Source organism: Staphylococcus sp. EG-SA-2 (genome assembly GCF_017152085.1).
The window spans coordinates 1-254 of record NZ_JACYHC010000372.1 but is presented as its reverse complement, the minus strand read 5'-3'; the positions used below and the strand labels follow the sequence as shown (position 1 = coordinate 254).

Annotated in this window: 1 pseudogene; it reads left to right on the top strand. The window is 33.5% G+C overall.

The window, feature by feature from the left end:
- Window positions 1–254, top strand: a pseudogene (locus IDG60_RS03535) (NRAMP family divalent metal transporter); the annotation flags it as partial.

Sequence of the window (254 nt, the reverse complement as noted above, 5' to 3'; positions counted from 1 at the left end):
GGGGAGAAATTTAAAGCTTAAAAAAGAAAGTGACTTTGAATTCACAAAAAATCATAAAAGGTTATTATTAGGTTCTGTATTTTTGATGGCAACTTCTGCAATTGGGCCAGCATTTTTAACGCAAACATTGGTACTGTTATCTCAATATTGATTGCATTTGGTGGTCTAGCTTTTAATATTGGTAATATTGCTGGTGCCGGTTTAGGTTTAAATGCAATTTTTGGATTAGATGTAAAATGGGGCGCAGCTATTAC